A 16,123-nucleotide genomic window follows, 5' to 3' on the forward strand; every position below is an offset into this window, starting at 1 on the left:
GTAACCGCCTACGGCGCAGTGTGCAACAGGTCACTCGATCACTATGATGGCGGACAAGTGCGATCCGCAAGCAGCGTTCTGATAATTTCAGGTTGAACCGCAACGGGACTGTTTGGCGCAGGTACGGCGTGGCACACTGGCACGCTGTGACACCAGGACCGGGAGGCAGCACGTGAGCGAAGGCCGCTCCGGTGGCAGTGCTCCCACCGTTCTGCGCATGGTCCTCGGCAAGCGCCTCAAGCAGTTGCGGGAGCAGGCCGGGGTCTCGTTCGAGGAGGCGGCGCGCACCATTGACGTCACTCCTCTGACGGTGCGCAGGATAGAGAAGGCCGAGGTCGGGCTGCGCCTCCCGTACGTGAAGGACCTGCTGACCGCATACGGGGTCGACGAGAAGGAGCGCGACGACTTCCTCGTGATGGCGAGGAAGGCCAACGAACCCGGGTGGTGGTACAAGTACCGCGATGTGCTGCCCGACTGGTTCAAGGCGTATGTGAGCCTGGAGAGCGAAGCCACCGTCATCCGTATCTACGAACCCCACTACGTCCCCGGCCTGTTCCAGACCGAGGAGTACGCCACCGCGCTGCTGCGGGTGGGTTTTCCCAACGAGAGCGAGGAGGGCATCGCACGCCGGGTGGACCTGCGGATGCAGCGCAAGGGCCTGCTCGACAAACCGGAGTGCCCGGCGATCTGGGCCGTGCTCGACGAGACGGTCCTGCGCAGGCCGGTGGGTGGCGCCGAGGTGATGCGGGCTCAGATAGACCGTCTCCTCGAAGCGCTCGACCTCCCCAAGGTGCGGGTGCAGATCATGCGGTACGCCGCCGGGGCGCACCCCGGTGCCTTCGGGCCCTTCCACTACTTCCGCTTCGGTTTCACCGAACTGCCCGACGTGGTCTACACGGAGGACCTCGCGGGGTCGGGTTACTACGACCGCCCCGGTGAGGTCGTCGCCTATCTCGAAGTCATGGACCGGATGGCCGTGCAGGCCGAGCCGGTCTCACGGACCAGAGACATCCTGGCCGAAATGCGTAAGGAGTTGTGATCATGTCAGAGGACTCCATTTACAGCGGCATGCCCGCGGGCGACCTCGGGACCGAGGGCTGGCACAAGCCCTGGAGCGGTACCAACGGCGGAAGCTGTGTCGAGGCGAAGCGGCTGCCGGACGGCGGTGTCGCGCTGCGCCAGTCCACCGACCCCCAGGGCCCCGCCCTCGTGTACACCCGCAACGAGATGGTCACCTTCCTCGAAGGCGTGAAGTCGGGCGAGGCCGACTTCCTCATCGCCTGACACCGCCCGGCGACCGACCGCCGCCCGCTCCTCTCCCCTTTTTCCCGCCCCTCCTCTCTTTCCCCTGCCCGTTTTCGCGGGCCGGGGCGCGGGGGCTGGGGGCCGTGGGGCGGGCGGCGGCCGTCGTCACGGGGGTGGTGAGCGGGGTGTGCTGCACTACGCCCGCACAACCGGACAACCCCCCGAGCGCCTGACGGACGGACCGCTCCGGTGGCAAGACTGGGGTGGTGACCACCCGATGGCCGACCCACAGCCCGTACGGCACACCCGGGGCGGTGTGCGGCACACCGCCGCCGCGCACTACCGCCGCACCGCACCGGCGTGTGTCGTGAACCTCCTTGACGCCACGGCCAGTTGCCGCACCCTCCTTGTCGAGGGCCCCGCGGGGCCCGGCAGGGACGCGGTGCTCGCCGAGCTGTCCGACGCCGGCTTCACGGTGCTGCGGCCCCCACGCGAACTCGACCGCCTCGACCCCGCACGCTCCTACCGCGAACTCCTCGACACGCCGGGCCGCATCGCGCTCGACGGCGGTCCGCTCAGGGAGTTGGTGTACGGCCCGCTGCGCCGCGGGCGCGCCAGGGTCACCTGGATCGAGGCGCTCGACTTCGCGGACGCGGTCGCCGAGCGCGACGGCGCCCTCGTCCATGTGCCCGGCGCCGACCCGGCCGAGGGCGCTTCGAGCGGCGAGGAGGCGGCGGCGCAGCACGCCTACGAGCGCGCCGCGACCACCCTGGCGCAACATCTGCCCCTGGTCACCGTGGCCTCGGGGGAGTGCGCGGCCCAAGACGGCCGCACCGCACTGTCAACCCCGGGTTGACACCACGCAAACTGTCAACCTATGGTTGACGCATGGAAAAGCCGACTCCCGTCTCGAACTCCGTACGCCTCGACGACCTCATCCAGGCCATCCGCACCGTCCACACCGACGCGCTCGACCAGCTCACCGACGCGGTGCTCGCCGCGGAACACCTCGGGGAGGTCGCCGACCACCTCATCGGGCACTTCGTCGACCAGGCCCGCAGGGCCGGCGCCTCCTGGAGCGACATCGGCAAGAGCATGGGGGTGACCCGGCAGGCCGCCCAGAAGCGGTTCGTGCCGAAGGGCTCCGAGAGCGACCTCGACCCCTCCCAGGGGTTCAGCCGCTACACCCACCGTGCGCGCAACGTCGTGGTCGCCGCCCAGAACGAGGCCAGGGCCCAGGGGCACGACAAGATCCGTACCGAGCACCTGGTCATCGCCCTGCTCACCGAGCCCGAGGCGCTGGCCGCCCAGGCCATGGTGGGCCAGGGGGTGGCGCTCGACGCCGTACGGGACGCGGCACGGGCGACCCTGCCGCCCGCCGCCCCCAGCCTCCCCGCGCTGATCCCGTTCTCCGCCGACGCCAAGAAGGCGCTCGAACTCACCTTCAGGGAGGCCCTGCGGCTCGGGCACAACTACATCGGCACCGAGCACATCCTGCTCGGGCTCCTCGAACAGGAGGGCGGCGACGGTGTGCTGACCGGGCTCGGCATCGACAAGGCCACGCTCGAAGGCCAGATCAAGGACGCCCTCGCCAAGATCATGGAGGACCGCGCCAAGGGCTCGGCCTGATCCGCCGCCCCGCCCCACCGTCCCGCCCCGTGTGCCCGTGCGGGGCGGTCGGCGTGCACGCGCCCGACGCCGCCCGACGTCACGCGCGGCGCACCGTACGCAAGCCCTTTGCATGGGATAGCGATTTTGCGCGCAAAAATAAGAAAGTTGCGCTGAATCATAGACTCCCTGCATGGAGGGTCCCTACTCTCTGCCTCGTCCGCGCACCCCACGAACGCAAGGACGTAGGCCAGTGATCCCTCTTCCCGGACGGCGCCGCGCCCGCGGCGGCGCAGCGGCGGCAACCCCCCTCGTCGCACTCCTGTGCACCGCCATGACGGCCACCGCCGTGCTCGTCGGCGTCGCACCGGCCGCGCACGCGGCGGCGGTGCCCACCCTCAACCCCACCCAGGTGCCGGGGCGCGGCGCCACCGTGCCCTTCGTCGAGCAGGAGGCCGAGTACGCCGACACCAACGGCACCCTCGTCGGGCCCGACCGGCTCTACACCAAGCTCCCCTCGGAGGCGTCGGGGCGGCAGGCCGTCACCCTCGCGCCGGGCCAGTACGTCGAGTTCACCCTCACCGAGCCCGCCGACGCGGTCTCGTTCCGCTACTCGCTGCCCGACAGCGGCGACGGCGCGGGACAGGACGCCACCCTGGACATCAGCAGCGGCGGCAGCACCCTCAAGAGCGTGCCGGTGACCTCCAAGTACGCCTGGTTCTACGGGGGTTACCCCTTCAACAACAACCCGGGCGACACCAACCCGCACCACTTCTACGACGAGGCGCGCACCCTGCTCGGCACCACGCTCCCGGCAGGCGCCAAGGTCCGCTTCCAGACCCCGTCGGACGCGCCCGCCCTCACTCTCGACCTCGCCGACTTCGAGGACGTCGCCGCCCCCGCGCCGAAGCCCTCAGGAGCCCTCGACGTGGTCGCCGACTTCGGCGCCGACCCCACCGGCGCCGACGACTCCACCGCGCAGATCCAGCAGGCGGTCGACGAGGGCGCCGCCCAGGGCAGGGAGGTGTACATCCCCGAGGGCACCTTCCAGGTGCGCCGGCACATCGTCGTCGACCACGTCACCCTCGGCGGCGCCGGGCCCTGGTACAGCGTGCTCACCGGCCGCGACCCCGACGACCGCACCCAGGCCGTGGGCGTCTACGGCAAGTACGCGGCCGACGGCGGCAGCAGCGACGTCCACCTCAAGGACTTCGCCATCATCGGCGACATCCGCGAACGCGTCGACGCCGACCAGGTCAACGCGATCGGCGGCGCCCTGTCCGACTCCACCGTCGACGACATCTGGATGCAGCACACCAAGGTCGGCGCCTGGATGGACGGCCCGATGGACAACCTCACCATCGAGAACTGCCGCATCCTCGACCAGACCGCCGACGGGGTCAACTTCCACACCGGGGTGACCAACTCCCGGGTCACCAACACCTTCGTCCGCAACACCGGCGACGACGGGCTCGCCATGTGGCCGGAGAACACCCCCAACGTGAAGGACGAGTTCACCCACAACACCGTCGTCCTGCCCATCCTGGCCAACAACATCGTCACCTACGGCGGCAAGGACATCACCCTCTCCGACAACGTGATGGCCGACACCGTCACCAACGGCGGCGGCCTCCACGTCGCCAACCGCTACCCCGGCGTCAACTCAGGCCAGGGCACGGCCGTCTCCGGCACCCTCACCGCCGCGCGCAACACCCTGATCCGCACCGGCAACAGCGACTTCAACTGGAACTTCGGGGTCGGCGCGCTCTGGTTCGACGGGCTCAACGAACCCATCGACGCGCGCCTCGACATCAGCGACACCGACGTCCTCGACAGCTCCTACGAGGCGATCCAGCTCATCGAGGGCGCCACCGACGGCCTGCACTTCAGCAACGTCGCCATCGACGGCACCGGCACCTACGCCCTCCAGGTCCAGGCCCCGGGCACCGCCTCCTTCGACCATGTCACCGCCACCGGCGTGGCCCAGGAGAACCCGATACACAACTGCGTCGGCGAGGGCTTCAACATCACCCAGGGCGAGGGCAACTCCGGCTGGTACACCGACCAGCCCGAGTGCACCGGCACCTGGCCCGCGCCCCAGTGGACGTACGACGGCCGCCCGTCCGGCTCCTGACGCCCCGTCAGGCCGACCGCACACCCGCGGCGGCGCGGACACCCGGCACACCCCGGGCGCCCGCGCCGCCGCGGTGTCGCCGACAGCCGGTCAACTCCCCAGCGTGGCACGGAGCGAGGGCTGGAGGCGGTCGCCGTGGGCGCGCACCATGTCGTCGCACAGCTCCCAGATCCGCTCCACCGGCAGCGCCGCCGCGGTGGCCGGGTCGACCATCGCGGCCTGCCGCACCGCACGCGGGTCGTCCTCGACCGCGGCCCTCACCACCAGGTCGTTCATGCTCAGATACGTGCGGTTGAGCGCGGCGCACTGCGGCGGCAGCGCGCCCGCCCTGGTGGGTGCCACCCCCGCGCCGTCCACGAGGCAGGGCACCTCGACGGTGCCGTCGGCGGGCAGGTTCTCGATCAGGCCGTGGTTGGGGACGTTGCCGTAGACCGTGCGGGGCGTGCCGGTGGTGATGCTGTGGATGATCTGCGGCGCGTACTCCATGGTGGCCTCCACGGACAGCGGCCGCCCCGCGGCGAGCGCGTCCCTGGTCCGCTCGTACTCGGCCACGTTGTCGTCGACGATGCCGAGATAGGCGCCCACCGGCAGCCGCAGCCGCTCGACCTCGCTGTCGTGGTGGAGATACCAGGGCACGTACTCGGACGAGTGCTCCGACGTCTCGGTGGGGTAGTAGCCGAGCCGCCGGTACATGTCGACGCGCACCCGGCGCCGCAGCCCGGGGTCCCTCTCGACCGCGGCGTCGAGCAGTGGGTAGAGATCCGTGCCGTCCCGCTCGAAACGCAGCACCCACGCCTGGTGGTTGACGCCCGCGGCCCGATAGGTGACGTCCTCGTACTCCACCCCCACCAGGTCGGCGAGCCCCCGCATCGTCCAGTACACCGAGTGGCACAGGCCCACCACCCGGGTGAGGCCCGTGGCCCGGGTGAGGTACTGCACGTTCATCGCCATGGGGTTGGTGTAGTTCAGCAGCCAGGCGTCGGGGCAGACCGCCGCGATGTCCTCGCCGAGGCCCTTCAGCAGCGGGAACGTGCGCAGCGCCCGGAAGACGCCCCCGATGCCGAGGGTGTCCCCGATGGTCTGCCGCAGCCCGTGGCGTGCCGGGACCTCGAAGTCGGTACGGGTCGCCTCGCCCATGCCGACCTGCACGATGTTGATGACGAAGTCGGCGCCCTCCAGGGCCGGACGGCGCTCGGCGTGCGCCGTGACGGTCGGCGCGGCGCCGCGCTCGCGGGCCAGGACGCGCGCGGCGCCCTCCGCGGTGGCGAGCCGCTCGGGGTCGATGTCGTGCAGCGCGACATGGACGTCCCGCAGCTCCGGGAAGGCGAAGATGTCCGCCAGCAGTCCCTGGGTGAAGACGACGCTGCCCGCGCCGATGAAAGCGATCTTGGTGGTGCTCATGAGGGGTTCTCTCTGTTGCGGGTGGTGACGGCCGCGCGGGCCTCGTCCCAGGTGGGCTGGGCGGCGGTGCCGCCCGGTGCGCGGGTGGAAAGGGAGCCGCAGACGGCGGCGAGCGCGAGCGCGTCGGCCGTGGGCAGCCCGGCGAGGAAGGCGGCGACGAAGCCCGCGTCGAAGCTGTCGCCCGCGCCGACGGTGTCCACGGGGCGCACCGCGAGCCCCGGCGCCCGTACCGGGGCGTGCCCGTCGTGCGCGAGGCCGCCCGCGGCGCCGTCCTTCACGGCCACCAGCGGCCCGCGCGCCGCCAGCGCCCCGGCGGCGGCCTCGGTGCCGGACACCGCACCGCCAACCAGCGCCCGTGCCTCCGCCGCGTTCGGCAGCAGGATGTCGATGTGCGGCAGGACCGCGGCGAGGCCGTCCGGGTCCCAGGCCCCCGCGGGGTCGTCGTTGGTGTCGAGGGAGGTGGTGGCGCCGTGCCCGTGCGCGGTGCGCAGCAGTCCTGGCAGCGCCGCGGCCAGCCGGGGCAGCAGGAAGTACGAGGCCGTGTGCACATGCCGGCTTGCGGCGAGCAGCCGGGGCGGCACGTCCTGGGGCCCCGTCGCGGCCAGGGTGCCGGGCGCCGTGAGGATGGCCCGGTCGTCGCCGCGGGTGAGGACGGCGGTCAGCGGGGTGGGCAGCCCGGGGTCGACGCCGAGCGCGCCGGTGTCGACGCCACGCGCCGCCAGCGCGTCCCGTACGAACCGGCCCGCGCCGTCGTCCCCGACCCGCGCGGCGAGCGCCACCCGAAGACCGAGCCTGGCGGCCCCGCAGGCCATGATCGCGGCAGAGCCGCCGAGGGTGAGCCCGCCCGAGGCCACGAGCTGTTCGCGCTGCCCGAAGGCGAGCGGTGCGTCGAGGGGGCCGAGGACGACGTCGGGGTTGGCGTCCCCGACGACCAGCAGATCGAAGTCGTGCGGCATCCGTGTTCCTGAGGTGGGCCCGGGGTGTCCCGGGAGTGCGGTGCGGCGGGCGGGCGTACGCGCTCAGCCCTTGAGCCCGCTCGACGTGATGGACTGGATGAAGGTCTTCTGGGCGAAGAGGAAGGCAAGCAGCACCGGCAGCACGGTGATCACGTTGCCCGCCATCACCGCCGACCAGCGGGTGTGGTGCTGCCCCTGAAAGGTCGTCAGACCCAGTTGCAGGGTGTACTGGGCGTCGTGGTTGATGGCGATCAGCGGCCAGGTCAGATCGTTCCAGGTGGTGAGGAACGTCAGCACCGCGACCGTGCTGAGCGCGGGCCGCGACAGCGGCAGCACGATCCGCAGCAGCACCCGCAGCCGGGAGCAGCCGTCGATCCACGCCGCCTCCTCCAGCTCCCTCGGCAGCGACAGGAAGAACTGCCGCAGCAGGAACACCGCGAACGGGGTGACCAGCGACGGCACGATCAGCGCGCCCAGGGTGTCGATGAGCCCCAGCCGCTTCATCACCAGGAACGTCGGGATCATCGTGAGCTGGAACGGGATGGCCATCGTCGCCAGCATCAGCACCAGCAGCGCGCGGGAGCCGGCGAACCGCATCCGGGCGAAGGCGTAGCCGCCGAGCGAGCCGAGCAGCAGATTGGAGACGACCGCGACCACGGAGACGAGGAACGAGTTGGCGAACCAGCGCGGGAACATCGCGTCGCCCAGCACGAACCGGTAGCCGTCCAGATGGATGCCCGAGGGCCACAGCGCCGGGGGAAAGCGGTTGATCTCCGCGTCGCTCATCACCGAGCTGACCAGCAGCCACAGCAGCGGCAGCGCGAAGAGCAGCGCCATCGGCGCGAGCAGCAGGTGCCAGGCGCTGAACGGCAGCCTGCCGCGGCGGCGGCCGGGCTGCGCGGGGGAGGCGGCGCGCTCCCCGGCCCGCGCGGGCGGTGCGGCGGTGGCGGTCATCGCGCGACCCCCTCGGCGCGCGCCCCGGGGCGCCTCCTGGCCAGCCGGGTGCCGACCCCGACCACCAGCAGCGCGAGGGCGAGCACATAGGCCGCGGCCGCCCCGTAGCCGGCGGTGAAGTTCTTGAACGCCTGCTCCCAGACGAAGTACACGATGACCGTCGTCGAGCCGAGCGGCCCGCCCTTGGTCGTCACGTACACCAGGTCGAACACCTGGAGCGAGTTGATGATCTGCCACAGCACGAGGAACACGGTGACGGGGGTGAGGGTGGGCAGGGTGACGTGCCGCAGCAGGTTCCACCTGCCCGCGCCGTCGAGCCGGGCCGCCTCGACGAGCGAGGCCGGCACGTCCTGGAGCGCGGCGAGGTAGACCACCACGCAGAACCCGGTGCCGCTCCACAGCGAGATCACCAGCAGCGCCGGCAGCGCCTGCCCCGGATCGGTCAGAAAGCCCTGCGGGGACACCCCGAGCTTGTGCAGCACCGAGTTGGCCGCGCCGAACTCGGGGTCGAGGATGAACGAGAACAGCACCCCCTGCGCCGTCGCCGAGACCACGAACGGCACGAACACCAGCGTCCGGTAGAGCCCCACCAGGCGGATGCGCCGGTTCAGCACCATCGCGAGCAGCAGCCCGAGGCAGATGCTCAGCGGCACGTACAACGCCGTGAACAGCAGGGTGTTGCGGACCGCTTGCCCGAAGTGCGGGTCCTGCGCCAGCGCGCGGTAGTTGTCGAGGCCGACCCATCTGCTGGGCGTGACCAGGTCGTCGGCGCGGAACGACAGCAGCAGCGACCACACCACGGGCACCACGCTCAGCCCCAGGATGACGAGCACCGACGGCGACACGAAGCCCCACGCCACCGAGGTCTCACGGCGCCGCCTGCGGCGTCTGGCGCGGTCCGTGAGCCGGGCGCGGTCGGTGTCGGTCAGGCTGAAGGGGGCGGGCACGGGCGCCATGGGGTCGTTCCTCTCGACGTGCTGTCAGCGCGGGATGATCAGTGCGGCGTTGGCCTCGTCCGCGCAGGTGCGCAGCGCCTTCTGCGGGGTGCTCCTGCCGAGGAGCACGGCGGTGACGGCCTGGCCGAGCGCCTGGGAGATCTGCGGGTACGCGGGGTGCACGGGTCTGACCCGCGCGGTCTCCAGCGCCTTGGTGAACACCGGGAGCCCCGGCACCTTCCCCTCCTGGGCCCGCCACGCGGGCAGCGCCTCGGTGCGCCTGCTCAGCGGCAGGCTCCCCGCGTCGATGTCCCAGCGCACGTCCTGCCCGGGCTGCATCAGCCACCGCACGAAGGTGCGCGCGGCCTGCACCCTGGCCCGGCCGTTGTCGAACACCGTCCAGGTGTCGGGCCCCGAGATCGTGATCGGGCGGCCGCTGTAGCTCGGCAGCGGCACCACCTCGTAGTCGACCTTCGCCTCCCGGATGACCGGGAGCTGCCAGGGCCCGGTGACGACCATGGCCATCCGCCCGGACGCGAACACCTGGTACATCTGCTCGCTGCCGGACTTGGGGTCGATGTAGACGCTCTTGTCCCGGGCCAGGGTCGCCACCGTCTCCAGCGCCCTGGCCCCGGTCTTCTCGAACCCGATGCTTCTGCCGTCCCCGCCGACCACGTCCCCGCCGAGGTCCCACACCATGGGCCACAGCCGCCACACCGTGTCCTCGTCGCCCGTGCCGGGCCAGCCCGTGCCGAAGACGCCCTTGCCCGAGTCGGTGAGCTTTCTGGCGGTGCTGGTGAAGTCGTCCCAGGTCCAGCCCGCCTCGGGCAGCGGCAGACCGGCCTCGCGGAACAGCTTCTTGTTGCAGACCACCGCCAGCGCGTCGAGCACCGCGGGGGTCGCGCGTATCCGGCCGTTGAGCGTCATCGCCTCGCGGGCCGAGGGCCAGTAGCTGGTCCACGGTACCGGGGACGCGCGCACCATGTCCGTCAGGTCCACCACCGAGGGGCTGCGGGCCACGTTGGCCAGGTCAGAGCCGAAGATGTACGCGATGTCGGGGAAGGCTCCGGCGGCGAGCGCCGCGGTGATCTTCTGGAGCATCGCGTCGGCGAGCACCCCGCCGCCCGGCCTCACCCGGATGCCGGGGTGGGAGCGGTTGAAGTCCGCCACCAGCGCCTCGATCGCCTTGCGGCCGGTCTCCTGCTGCCCGTGCCACAGCTCCACCGTGACCCGCCCGTCGGCCCCCACCCCGTCGCTCCCGCCGCCACCGCCGCACCCGGCGAGCGCTCCCGGGGCGGCCGCGCCCAGGGCGAGGGCGCCGCCGCGCCGCAGCACGGTGCGGCGGGCGGGGGCGGCGGGGCGGCGGTGGCCGGCCATCTGGACCTCCAGGAAGGACGCGCCGGACGGGTCCGGCGGGCGTGGTGCGAGGGGTGGTTCAGCAGGTCTCGCGGACGTAGCCGTCGCTGCCCGCGGGGAGCACGTCGAGGTCGCGCCTGACGATGCTCAGCTCGCCGCCCCAGCCCTGGCAGGCCGCGGCGAGGCCCTTCGCGGTGTACTCGATGTCGATGACGTGGTTGCCGAAGGCGTCGGTGTAGTCGCCGCACTCCTTCCACTGCCCGCACTCCTCGGCGACCGCGAAGTCGAGCCCGGTGGCCCCGCGGTCGCCCGCGAGGTCCGTGGTGTTCTTCTGGGCCGCGGCGAGGCCGCGCTCGTGGGCGTGCGCGGACAGCAGCGCGATGTACGACTCGGCCTCGTCGGAGGTGAGGTACTCGGGGAAGCGGTCGTAGGTGTCGTAGTTGTCGGGCTCGATCGCCTGGAAGCCCTTGTCGGCGCAGGAGTCGATCCACTCGCCGACCTTGTCCGCGATCCGGCGGCGCTTGTCGGCGGTGCGGATGTCGAGGACGGCCTCGTCCCAGTCGTCGTCGTACACGACGTTCCCGTCCGCGTCCCGCAGCAGCAGGTCGGAGTCCCAGTCGGACTCGGCGCCCTCCTGGGCCTGGAAGGCGTTGACGTAGCAGATGTTGTACAGCCCGGCCGCCGGGTCGGCCGAGTGGTCACGGCTGACGACGGTGACTCCGGCGGGCGGCGGGTAGGCGGCGCCGATCTGGTAGTCGAAGTCGGCTCCCGCCGGGGGGAGCGTCACCGCTTGGGGGGCGGCCACCGCGTCGGAGGAGAGGGCGAGGGCGAGCGCCACTCCCGCGCCGAGGGCCGCGGCGGCCAGGCTGCGGGGGGCGCGGGACGGGGGGATGCGATCGATGGTCATCATCGAACTCCGCGGTATGGGGGTACGGCCCCGCCTCGGACGCGGATGGCGGTCCTGGCGACTCGGTCCGGGCTCGCGGCGCGGTCGCCGCATACCGGCTGGGCGTACATCTGGCGCCGGATGTTCATATCCGACATGGCGAGGACTAAAGCAAGCACAATTGACCATGTCAAGGGATCGCACGTGCGCGGTGAACCAGAAACAAGCCCGTAACCCGCGCGGCTATGCTCAAGAGATGCTGAAACCTGAGCGCCATGCCCGGATTCTTGAGCATGTCTCCGAGAGAGGCAGCGCCGACGTCAACGAGCTGTCCCGGCTGCTCCAGGTCTCCGGCGCCACCGTACGGCGCGACCTCCAGTACCTCGACGAGCTGAACCTGCTGCGCCGCACCCATGGCGGCGCCGCCGTCGGCAGCTTCAGCCTCGAAGTGCCCGTGCAGCACCGCGCGGAGCGCCGCAAGCCGGAGAAGCGCGCCATCGCCAGGGCGGCGGCCGATCTGGTGCCCGACGGCGCGGTCGTCGGCATGACCGGCGGGACCACCTGCACCGAGATCGCCCGGGTCCTCGCCGAACGCGGCCCGATCACCATCGTGACCAACGCGGTCAACATCGCGGCGGAACTGGTCATGCACCGGGACGTCACCCTGGTCGTGGTCGGCGGCAACGCCCGCCCCGAGAGCTACGAGCTGGTCGGGCCCATCGCCGAGAAGACCCTCGCCGACTACCACACCGACATGACCTTCCTCGGCGTGGACGGCATCAGCGCGAGCCACGGCTGCACCACGCACGACCAGCTCGAAGCCGCCACCGACCGGGCCTTCGCGGCGAGCAGTTCGAGCACCGTCGTGGTCGCCGACCACTCCAAGATCGGCCGGGTCACCTTCGCCAGGATCTGCCCGCTGACCGGCGTGCGGGACCTGGTCACCGACGGTGCCTCGCCCGAGCCCGAGCTGGCCGCGATCTCGGCCGCCGGGGTCCGGGTCACCGCGGTCTGACCAGGCCGCGCGACGGCCCGCGGGCGCCGGACGCCCGCGAGGAGCCAGGGCGCGTGAGCGAAACCGCACCCTGCTGCGCAAAAATGCTCATGAGCGGCCTTGAATGCTCAGATACTTGCGCTTAGGCTTCCACAGGACTTCAGGAGCGCCGGACCGCCGCACCCCGTACATCCTCGGACCCGGCCATCGCTCCACCACCGTCATCCGGGGCACCGCCCGTATCCGTCTTGAGGGGCTGAGGACCGTGCACGAACTGCGCATCGGCGTCGTGGGCTGCGGCCAGCGCGCCCCGGTCGCGGCGCTCGCGAACCGGCCGGGCACCGCCCGCGTGGTGTCCTGCGCGGACCCCTCGGCGCGCGGACGCGCCGACGCCCGCGCCCTGTTCGGACCCGACGCCGCCCTGCGCGCAGACCACCGCGACATGCTCGGCGACGGACTCGACGCCGTCTTCGTGCTCACCCCCGACGACCTGCACACCGGGCCCGTGCTCGACTTCCTCGACGCGGGCGTCGCCGTCTTCGTCGAGAAGCCGCTCGCCATCACCCTCGCCGACTGCGACCGGATGCTGGAGCGCGCACGGGCCACCGGCACCCGCCTCTACGTCGGTCACAACCTGCGCCATCTGCCGGTGCTGCGCAGAATGCGGGAGCTGATCGACGAGGGCGCGATCGGGCGGGTGCGCGCCGTGTGGTGCCGTCACTTCGTCGGCCACGGCGGCGACTTCTACTTCAAGGACTGGCACGCAGAGCGCGCCAGGACCGGCGGCCTGCTGCTCCAGAAGGGCGCCCACGACCTCGACGTCATCCACTGGCTCGCCGACGGCTACTCCCGCGGCGTCACCGCCCTCGGCGACCTCGCGGTCTACGGCGCGAGCGAGCGCCGCACCGCCCCGGCCCCGGCCGACCCGGACGGGACGGCGCCGCGGATGCCGGACTGGTACGACCCGGGCCTGTGGCCGCCCACCGCGCTGCGCGGCCTCAACCCGGTCGTCGACGTCGAGGACGTCAGCATGATGCTCACCCGCCTCGACAACGGCGTCCTCACCAGCTACCAGCAGTGCCACTTCACCCCCGACTACTGGCGCAACTACACCGTCATCGGTGACGAGGGGCGGATGGAGAACTTCGGCGACGGCGTCGACGACGACCGCGCCGAGATCAGGGTCTGGAACACCCGGCGCTCCGGCTACCGCGCGGACGCCGACCTGGTCGAGCGCACCGCCCCCATGGGCGGCGGCGGCCACGGCGGCGCGGACGGCGCGCTGGTGGCCGAGTTCCTGCGGTTCGCCGCCGAGGGCGGCCGCACCGACACCTCGCCCGTGGCCGCGCGCGAGGCGGTCGCCGCCGGGCTCGCCGCCACGGAGTCCCTGCGCGCGGGCGGCACCCCGGTACGGGTACCCGCGCCCGACCCCGCCCTCGCCCGCTACTTCGCCGGCCACCAGCGGGAGCCGCGCCCCGGCCCCCCGCCGCCCGCGTGAGCACCCGCCGCCCGGGCCGCCCGCCCGCGCCCACCACCCCCGTACGCCCCGTACACCTCGTACGCCCCCGCAAGCCACCGCACAAGGAGCACCCCATGTCCTTCAGCGACGAAGAGATCGCCCGCCAGCCAGAGGCATGGCGCAAGGCGGCCACCGCCGCCTCCGCCGCAGGCGCCGTCTTGCCCGCGCCGGGGGAGCGGGTCGCCGTCGTCGGCTGCGGCACCTCCTGGTTCATGGCCGAGGCGTACGCGGCCCTGCGGGAGTCCCGCGGCCTCGGCACCACCGATGTGTTCGCCGCCTCCGAGTTCCCCCGCGGCCGCGACTACGACCGTCTTGTCGCCATCACCCGCTCCGGCACCACCACCGAGATCCTCGGGCTCCTGGAGGACAGCAGGGGCCGCTTCCCCACCACCGCGCTCACCGCGGACACCGGCACCCCGGTGGTGGACGCCGCGGACCACGTCGTCGACCTCGGCTTCGCCGACGAACGCTCCGTGGTGCAGACGCTGTTCGCCACCACCGCGCTCACCGTGCTGCGCAGCGGCCTCGGGGAGGACGTCGAACCGCTCGCCGCCGCCGCCGAGTCGGTGCTCGCCGCGCCCCTTGACGACCGGTGGGTCGCCGCCGAGCAGATCACCTTCCTCGGCCGCGGCTGGGCCCACGGCGTCGCCCGCGAGGCCGGCCTGAAGATGCGCGAGGCCGCCCAGGCGTGGACCGAGGCGTACCCGAGCATGGAGTACCGGCACGGCCCGATCAGCATCGCCGCCCCCGGCCGCCTGGTCTGGCACTTCGGGCCGGACGCCGCCGGGCTGCGCGCCGACGTCGAGCCCACGGGGGCGCTCTTCGTGGACCACCCGGAGGACCCGCAGGCCGACCTGATCCGCGTCCAGCGGCTCGCGGGGGCCGCGGCCCTCAGCCGCGGCCTCGACCCCGACCGCCCCCGCAACCTCACCCGCTCGGTCATCCTCGCCGGTGGCGCGGCCGAGGGGAGCGGCACGCCGTGCTGAGCACCACCGCGGACCTCGTCGGCGAGGCCGCCGCGGCGGGCACGGGCGTCGCCGCGTTCAACGTGATCCTCCTCGAACACGCCGAGGCGATCGCCCGCGCCGCCGAGACCACGGGGCTGCCCGCGATCATGCAGATCAGCCAGAACGCGGTGCGCTTCCACGGCGACGTCGCCCCGCTCGCCGCCGCGGCACGGGCCATCGCCGAGGCGAGCGGTGCCCGGCTCTCGCTCCACCTCGACCACGTCGAGGAGGAGGCACTGCTGCACCGCACCGCCGAGTGCGGGGCCAGCTCCGTGATGTTCGACGCCTCGAAGCTGCCCGACGAGGAGAACACCGCCGCGGCCCGGGCCGCCGCCGCATGGGCCCACGCGCGCGGGCTTTTCGTCGAGGCCGAACTCGGCGAGATCGGCGGCAAGGGCTCCGCGCACACCCCCGGGGTGCGCACCGACCCGGGCCAGGCGGCCGAGTTCGTCGCCGCGACCGGCGTGGACGCGCTCGCGGTCGCCGTCGGCAGCAGCCACGCCATGCGGGAGCGCACCGCCGCCCTCGACCTCGCACTCATCGCCAGGCTGCGGGACGCGCTGCCCGTCCCGCTGGTGCTGCACGGCTCCTCCGGCATCCCGGCCCCGGCGCTGCGCGCCGCCGTCGAGCACGGCATGACGAAGATCAATATCGGGACGCTGCTCAACATCGCGCTCACCGGCCCGATACGGGCCGTCCTCGCGCGCGACCCCGACGTCGTGGACCCCCGCCGCTATCTGGCCGGGGCCCGCGACGCGGTGACCGAGGCGGTCGCCGACTGCCAGCGCGCGGTGAGCGGACGCGGCTGACACCGCTACGCGCGCGGGGACGGGCGGCGGCCCTCGGCCCCCGGTGGCACCCGGCACCCGGAAGGCGGCGCGGTACTCGCCCGGCGTGATGCCCTGCCTCCCCGCTGGCGAAGACTTTTTCCACCGTCCCCCCGCCGTCGCGAACCGCCCCGCCGTCGCGAACCGCCCCGCCGCGACGGGCCGAAACCCGCTGCGCGGGCCCGCCCCACCCGTCCGCGCCCCCATGCCACGGGGCGGCCGTCGTCGCCCGTCCGCGGGGTCCCCGCGCGTATCGGCCGCGCCGCCGTGCCGCCCCCGCCGCGGCGGCCACGGGCACCCC

The 16,123-nt window shown here is 72.7% G+C and carries 15 protein-coding genes; 9 read left to right on the forward strand and 6 right to left on the reverse strand.

The features are described from left to right. Positions 1–217 precede the first annotated feature (217 nt). The 5 genes from ACIBIW_RS24035 (at position 218) to ACIBIW_RS24055 (ending at position 4,987) form a co-directional block, all read left to right on the forward strand. Entirely contained in the window at positions 218–1,039 is an 822-nt protein-coding gene (locus tag ACIBIW_RS24035) for a helix-turn-helix domain-containing protein (protein WP_399339055.1), read from the forward strand. A 2-nt stretch (positions 1,040–1,041) separates the two neighbouring features. Beyond that, the gene (locus tag ACIBIW_RS24040; RefSeq protein ID WP_399339056.1) at positions 1,042–1,284 is read left to right on the forward strand and encodes a DUF397 domain-containing protein; all 243 of its coding nucleotides are present in this window, start codon (positions 1,042–1,044) and stop codon (positions 1,282–1,284) included. Positions 1,285–1,522: 238 nt separating this feature from the next. Then, complete coding sequence (locus ACIBIW_RS24045; RefSeq protein WP_399339057.1) at positions 1,523–2,101, forward strand: hypothetical protein; 579 nt, start codon at positions 1,523–1,525, stop codon at positions 2,099–2,101. Between the two features lie 32 nt (positions 2,102–2,133). Beyond that, complete coding sequence (locus ACIBIW_RS24050) at positions 2,134–2,874, forward strand: Clp protease N-terminal domain-containing protein (RefSeq protein WP_399339058.1); 741 nt, start codon at positions 2,134–2,136, stop codon at positions 2,872–2,874. A gap of 313 nt (positions 2,875–3,187) precedes the next feature. After that, positions 3,188–4,987: a glycosyl hydrolase family 28-related protein gene (locus tag ACIBIW_RS24055; protein WP_399339209.1), complete on the forward strand. Its 1,800-nt coding sequence runs from the start codon at positions 3,188–3,190 to the stop codon at positions 4,985–4,987. 90 nt (positions 4,988–5,077) lie between these two features. Here ACIBIW_RS24055 and ACIBIW_RS24060 read toward each other — a convergent pair whose 3' ends face one another. The 6 genes from ACIBIW_RS24060 to ACIBIW_RS24085 all read right to left on the reverse strand — a co-directional run bounded on the left by ACIBIW_RS24060 (position 5,078) and on the right by ACIBIW_RS24085 (position 11,496). After that, positions 5,078–6,388, reverse strand: a complete 1,311-nt coding sequence (locus ACIBIW_RS24060; RefSeq protein ID WP_399339059.1) for an alpha-glucosidase/alpha-galactosidase — start codon at positions 6,386–6,388, stop codon at positions 5,078–5,080. Continuing rightward, a complete protein-coding gene (locus tag ACIBIW_RS24065) occupies positions 6,385–7,344 on the reverse strand; it encodes a carbohydrate kinase family protein (RefSeq protein WP_399339060.1) in 960 nt (319 codons plus the stop codon). Before ACIBIW_RS24065 ends, ACIBIW_RS24060 begins: the two co-directional genes overlap by 4 nt. A 63-nt stretch (positions 7,345–7,407) precedes the next feature. Then, complete coding sequence (locus tag ACIBIW_RS24070) at positions 7,408–8,298, reverse strand: carbohydrate ABC transporter permease (protein WP_399339061.1); 891 nt, start codon at positions 8,296–8,298, stop codon at positions 7,408–7,410. Beyond that, the gene (locus ACIBIW_RS24075; RefSeq protein WP_399339062.1) at positions 8,295–9,254 is read right to left on the reverse strand and encodes a carbohydrate ABC transporter permease; all 960 of its coding nucleotides are present in this window, start codon (positions 9,252–9,254) and stop codon (positions 8,295–8,297) included. The genes ACIBIW_RS24070 and ACIBIW_RS24075 overlap by 4 nt, the downstream gene beginning before the upstream one ends. 24 nt (positions 9,255–9,278) lie before the next feature. Next, positions 9,279–10,610 carry an ABC transporter substrate-binding protein gene (locus tag ACIBIW_RS24080; protein WP_399339063.1) on the reverse strand — a complete coding sequence of 444 codons (1,332 nt, stop codon included), beginning with the start codon at positions 10,608–10,610 and terminating at the stop codon, positions 9,279–9,281. 58 nt (positions 10,611–10,668) lie between these two features. Then, complete coding sequence (locus ACIBIW_RS24085; protein WP_399339210.1) at positions 10,669–11,496, reverse strand: endo alpha-1,4 polygalactosaminidase; 828 nt, start codon at positions 11,494–11,496, stop codon at positions 10,669–10,671. A gap of 235 nt (positions 11,497–11,731) precedes the next feature. Here ACIBIW_RS24085 and ACIBIW_RS24090 point away from each other — a divergent pair, with 235 nt between their 5' ends. The 4 genes from ACIBIW_RS24090 (at position 11,732) to ACIBIW_RS24105 (ending at position 15,804) form a co-directional block, all read left to right on the forward strand. Further along, a complete protein-coding gene (locus ACIBIW_RS24090; RefSeq protein WP_399339064.1) occupies positions 11,732–12,490 on the forward strand; it encodes a DeoR/GlpR family DNA-binding transcription regulator in 759 nt (252 codons plus the stop codon). A gap of 244 nt (positions 12,491–12,734) precedes the next feature. After that, a complete protein-coding gene (locus tag ACIBIW_RS24095) occupies positions 12,735–13,967 on the forward strand; it encodes a Gfo/Idh/MocA family protein (RefSeq protein ID WP_399339211.1) in 1,233 nt (410 codons plus the stop codon). A gap of 95 nt (positions 13,968–14,062) precedes the next feature. Continuing rightward, complete coding sequence (locus tag ACIBIW_RS24100; protein ID WP_399339065.1) at positions 14,063–14,974, forward strand: SIS domain-containing protein; 912 nt, start codon at positions 14,063–14,065, stop codon at positions 14,972–14,974. Then, positions 14,968–15,804 (forward strand): class II fructose-bisphosphate aldolase, encoded by an 837-nt coding sequence (locus tag ACIBIW_RS24105; RefSeq protein WP_399339066.1) that lies wholly within the window; start codon positions 14,968–14,970, stop codon positions 15,802–15,804. Before ACIBIW_RS24100 ends, ACIBIW_RS24105 begins: the two co-directional genes overlap by 7 nt. The last annotated feature ends 319 nt before the right edge of the window (positions 15,805–16,123 follow it).

Source organism: Streptomyces sp. NPDC050560, assembly GCF_044457285.1.
Lineage (GTDB): Bacteria > Actinomycetota > Actinomycetes > Streptomycetales > Streptomycetaceae > Streptomyces.